At 36.7% G+C, this 256-nt stretch carries 1 protein-coding gene; it reads right to left on the bottom strand.

All coding sequences use genetic code 11. The features are described 5' to 3' along the window. Window positions 1–256 (bottom strand): hypothetical protein (locus tag FCK90_RS15830; protein ID WP_246180495.1); only part of this gene is annotated, 256 nt, incomplete at both ends.

Raw genomic sequence — 256 nt, 5'->3', positions numbered from 1 at the left:
ATGAATTATTTGCTGTTTCATGAATAACTATTCCTTCTGGTTTGCCGTAACCATTACGATAGTTGAATTTAGGAAATTGGCTTTTTAATTGTTTTTCTATTTTTGCTGTTGAAAATTTGTTTGATTTAATATAGGCATTAACATCAGGGTATCCTGTTGTTGCGCGAAGCAAAGGGACTTGCTGTAGTACGCTATTAGTTCCATCTTCAAAGCCGTCATGTTCTTCCGTTGCAGTCCCATCTCTAACTCCTTTGGG

The sequence above is a fragment of the Kocuria coralli genome (assembly GCF_008831305.1).
Taxonomy (GTDB): domain Bacteria; phylum Actinomycetota; class Actinomycetes; order Actinomycetales; family Micrococcaceae; genus Kocuria; species Kocuria coralli.
Note: the sequence above shows the minus strand (reverse complement) of the source record. Positions and strands in the feature narration are given on the sequence as shown.